Source organism: Gluconobacter sp. P1D12_c (genome assembly GCF_018812105.1).
GTDB lineage: Bacteria > Pseudomonadota > Alphaproteobacteria > Acetobacterales > Acetobacteraceae > Gluconobacter > Gluconobacter oxydans_A.
In genome coordinates this window covers 1-376 of record NZ_JACSIQ010000781.1, presented here as the reverse complement: position 1 = coordinate 376, position 376 = coordinate 1, and the positions used below count along the sequence as shown (strand labels likewise).

Annotated in this window: 1 protein-coding gene; it reads left to right on the top strand. The window is 49.7% G+C overall.

Features of this window, described 5'->3' with window-relative positions:
• The first annotated feature begins 159 nt into the window (after window positions 1–159).
• Entirely contained in the window at window positions 160–288 is a 129-nt protein-coding gene (locus KP705_RS20795; RefSeq protein WP_256445928.1) for a hypothetical protein, read from the top strand.
• Window positions 289–376 lie beyond the last annotated feature (88 nt).

Below are 376 nucleotides of genomic sequence, written 5' to 3'. Positions count from 1 at the left end.
AACTCGGGACCAGTGGAACCAGGAGAAGCAACAAGCCAAGGCTTTAGCTATTGCAGTGCAAAGCAGTAGGCCAAGGCGGAGGGGGTATCTCCAAAGGATCAAAATGAAGCCTATAAGCAATCGTTTAGAGATTGGCAGGACAGTTATTGGGATAAGGTCGTGAAGTCTTCTGGCTTAACTCGTATTGGTCCAGGTCGTATGCGTTTAACTCGGGACCAGTGGAACCAGGAGAAGCAACAAGCCAAGGCTTTAGCTATTGCTCTGGGTGATGGTCGTGCTGTTGCATAGCGTGTGGATGCTGCATAAGCTAAGGCTGAAAAGTTTGAGATGGCTGGCACGATGGTTGGTGCTGTTTCTTCTGCTGTTGCTGGTGGTG